Source organism: Tumidithrix elongata BACA0141, assembly GCF_036349135.1.
Lineage (GTDB): Bacteria > Cyanobacteriota > Cyanobacteriia > Pseudanabaenales > Pseudanabaenaceae > Tumidithrix > Tumidithrix elongata.
In genome coordinates this window covers 1-4,222 of record NZ_JAZBJZ010000206.1, presented here as the reverse complement: position 1 = coordinate 4,222, position 4,222 = coordinate 1, and the positions used below count along the sequence as shown (strand labels likewise).

Annotated in this window: 2 protein-coding genes; both read right to left on the bottom strand. The window is 42.9% G+C overall.

What is annotated here, in order from left to right:
* Nucleotides 1-25: 25 nt before the first annotated feature.
* Nucleotides 26-1,009 (bottom strand): ATP-binding response regulator, encoded by a 984-nt coding sequence (locus tag V2H45_RS25200; RefSeq protein ID WP_330486448.1) that lies wholly within the window; start codon nucleotides 1,007-1,009, stop codon nucleotides 26-28.
* A 24-nt stretch (nucleotides 1,010-1,033) separates the two neighbouring features.
* Nucleotides 1,034-4,156, bottom strand: a complete 3,123-nt coding sequence (locus tag V2H45_RS25195; protein ID WP_330486449.1) for a PAS domain S-box protein — start codon at nucleotides 4,154-4,156, stop codon at nucleotides 1,034-1,036.
* Nucleotides 4,157-4,222: the final 66 nt, after the last annotated feature.

Below are 4,222 nucleotides of genomic sequence, written 5' to 3'. Positions count from 1 at the left end.
ATCTCGCCTTCTAACTGTTTTGTTATTATCTATTATTTCCAAACAAGTCTAATGCTTGGCGCATCCGCAACTCATCAACTTGAATTTTGCTGTTTTGCTCTTCCTTAAAGCGATCGGAAATTAGTGTAATCAAATGAATGTTCTTTTTTAGGGCAATCTGCTTGATAAAAGTCATACTGTCATTGCAAAGATTGCTTATAAAAGTGTCTTCAATATGCAGTTCGATCTTGCCAGATTCGATTTTAGCAAGATCGAGAATATCATTAATCAATTGCAGTAAGTGTTGACCGCTACGCTCAATCGTTTGCAACGATTTCTTTTGGCGATCGTTTAACTCGCCTAAGACCTCATCTTGTAAAGCTTCTGATAGACCCAGAATCGCATTAAGTGGCGTGCGTAATTCGTGACTCATGTTGGCTAAAAACTCGTCTTTAAGACGGGTTGCACGGGCTAAGTCGAGATTACTGAGCATGAGTTGGTCGTTGGTTTGCTGTAACTGCTTCTCGCTTTGCTGGAGTGCCGCAGTTCGCTGTTCTACCCTATCTTCTAATTCTTGATTGAGCGCCATCAAAGCTTGTTCTGCCAATTTTCGTTGTGTAATATCTTCTTTTAGGGCTTGAGCTAGATTCCGCAATTTTAGGTGTAATTCAATTCGTGCGATGACTTCTTCTTGCTGAAACGGTTTGGTAATGTAGTCCACAGCTCCCAGACTAAATCCCTTAACCTTATCTTCTGTGCTTGCTAGAGCGGTCATGAAGATAATGGGAATATCGCGGGTGAGTTCTGACTCTTTGAGTTGTTTACAAGTTTCAAAGCCATCTATACCCGGCATCATAACGTCTAGCAAGATCAGAGAAGGCATCGCTTTCTTGATTTTTTGAATACCGCTACTGCCATCCATTGCGATTAAGGTCTTATATCCAGATAAGTCCAGCATTTGCACTAATACTTTAATATTGGCAGGATTATCTTCAACGATAAAAATAACCGATGGCTTATCCGTTTTCATAAAACCTTCTTAATATGAATAGAATTAATTTATAAGTTGCAAAATACCTTTTTCATCAAATGATTGTGTTAGTTCTACTAATCTAACAGAGAACCATTGGTACTGAGGATCTAATCGTTTAATACGCTCGGCTTCTTGCTCGATCGCTTGAAAATCTCCGACCTCAAGAGCCTCTTGGATGGTTATGAGTTCCTGAACGGGCGGAATTTTTCGATCGCTAGGAGTTTGGTCAAATTTTATGTCTGGCGATCTTGTATCTGAAAGGCTCTTGGCATAGATCCAATCTAGGTGAAGATATTGCTTGAGCTTTTCTAATAAAGCTGTAGTGTCAACTGGTTTGGGCAAAAAGTCAGTACAGCCTGCTTCCTGACTTTTAATCTGCTCTATGGGCAAAATACTGGCAGAGATCGCAATAATGGGTAGTTTCTGAAACGTTGGTAGCTCTCTAAGCTTTTGCGTCATGGCATACCCATCAAGCACGGGCATAATCAAATCTGTAAGAATCGCATCTATAGGATTGGAGGTTGCCATCGTAATGCCCTGCTCGCCATTAGCCGCTTCTAAGACCTTAAAACCCCAAGATTCTAACATTTTGCTGAGGACACTGCGATTAATCCATTGGTCATCGACGACCAAAATTGTGCGCTTTTGCCCCCTATAACCGATGACGCGATCGCTCTTAATGCTTGTAGGGATAGAACCAGTTTGCGCGGCGATCGTAGCCGTAATTTCTGGCAACTCTAGATCGAACCAAAAGCGACTGCCCAGATTTAATTGGCTCTCGACGCTAAGACTTCCTCCCATCATCGCCACCAGCTTCTGAGAGATGGCTAGTCCAAGTCCAGTTCCTTCTGGACGATTTTGTCGATCGCCAACCTGCTCGAATGGCTGAAATATTTGCTCTAAGTTTTGGGAAGCAATGCCTTTACCTGTATCGGCGATCTCAAAACGAATTTTTGCGATCGAGTTTGGTTGTGATATTTGCGATCGATGGAAGCTTTCTAACGGTTCCAAATCTTTAGATTCCCAAGCTTCGATCGCCTCAACTTTCATAGTGACACTGCCGCGATCGGTAAACTTAATCGCATTCCCCAAAAGGTTTAATAATACTTGTCGCAGGCGTTGGTCATCGACAAGCACGCTCAAGGGCAAATTATCAGAAACTTCATAGTTGAAAATCAAGTTTTTTTCTTCGGCTTTAATGCGACAGATTTGCGCAACACCAATCAAAAAACGAGAGAATTCTATACTTTTGGGCAAAAGCTCTAATTTTTGCGCTTCGATTTTTGATAGATCGAGAATCTCGGAAATCAGATCGAGTAGATGGTTCCCGCATTGATAAATAATTTGAAGCCCTTCTTTTTGTTTTGCGGTAAAGCCAGAATCGAGTAAGAAAATCTGAGTATAACCAAGAATGCCATTGAGAGGAGTTCGCAGTTCGTGACTCATATTGGCAAGAAAGGTGCTTTTGGCGCGATTGGCTTCTTCAGCTAGTTCCTTTGCCTTTTGCAAGGCTAGTTCGTTGGCTTTGCGATCGCTGACATCAATTGCCATTGAAATAATTATCCGTCTACCGTCAGCAATGCGACCTAAAGGCGCAGAGTGAAAGTCCCAGATTCGAGTTGAGCCATCTCGTACGGTAATTGTAAACTCGCCTTCATGACGAATGTCATTGATTTCATAAATCTGCTCGATCGTGGTTAGCACAGATGCAGGGTTCTCTCCATAGACTTTTTTTACCCAAGCAGAAATCGTGGGGATATCTTCAAGGCTATAACCGCTTATTTCGCTCCAAGCTTGATTGAGCTGCAAAACCTCTCCACCTTCGGCATGAATGATCGTGGGGAGGGGAGCATTCACAATCGCACGTCTAAATCTTTCTTCACTTAGTTTTAACTCAAGCTCCGCTCGCCTTTGCTCGGTAACATCGATCGCCATTGAAATTGCAGTGAAGTTATTGCTTTCAAAAGGATAGGGTAATAGAGCAGAACCAAAACGCCAAATTCGCTGGGAACCGTCACGAGCAGTAATCGCAATTTCTTGTTCGTGGCGATCGTTGGTTTGCCAAGCGGCAGTTTGGGGATTAAGGAATGGCAAGCTTTCTAAACAAAAACGATCAGTCCATGCGGTGATTTCTTGAATATCAGACTCGGCATAGCCAGCTTGATCGATCCAAGCTCGATTGATTTCCAATACTTTATTGTCTTTTGTATAAAAGATAATCGGGAAGGGAGCGTTGATGATTGCCAAGCGAAAACGTTCTTCGCTTTGCTGAAGCGCTCGCTCTGCTTGTTTGCGACTAGTGATGTCTTGAAAAGAGGAAACCAAAAACTGCACGGAACGATCTTCGGCACGATAGCAAGATACATTCATATGGGTATATGCCAGAGAACCATCTTTACGAATAAAGCGCTTTTCTAATTCGTACCCATCGATTTCACCATCGATCAGACGCTGAAACTTCTCTAGATTTGCGGCAAGGTCTTGAGGATAGGTCATTTCTACCCAAGACATCCCACATAGTTCGGTTTCGCTATAGCCCAGCATTTCGCTGAGTTTACGATTGACCCGTAACCACTGCTGTTGCACTGAACTGATTGCAATACCGAGTACGCCTGCATCAAATTGTGATTGGAAGAGAAATGCCTGTTCTCGTATTTCTTTTTCTGCGGCTTTGCGGCGCTTTTCGGAATCCGCTAAAGCTAGAGACATGGCAAGATCTTCGGCTAGCTCGTTCAGTAAAGCAATCACGTCATCTGCAAAATAATTTACTTCTGAGGCATAAAACATGATCGCACCAATAGTTTCCCGATCGATACGGAGGGGAATGGTGACGTTAGATTGAATGCCATGCGCGATCGCGATCGAATGCCAAGATACAGTTCTTGAATCGGCTAAATAGTCATTGACGATCACAGGATACTTTTCGCGGATGGCAATACCCGTTGGACCGTAAGCAATGGGCAATGCGGGATCGATAGAGATTTGGATGTTTTTAACGTACTCGATCGCCTCACCAGCCACCGCTGCAATCTCTACCATCTGATTATCTGGATTCACAATGCCCACCCAAGCTAACCGAAAGCCACCATCCGCGATCGCGATCTCACAAATTCTGTTTAATAGACTTGTTTGGAAATAATAGATAATAACAAAACAGGTAATTGCTCAACCTAGGTAAATTGACAAAAGCAGCAAAGCTGATAAAGTAAA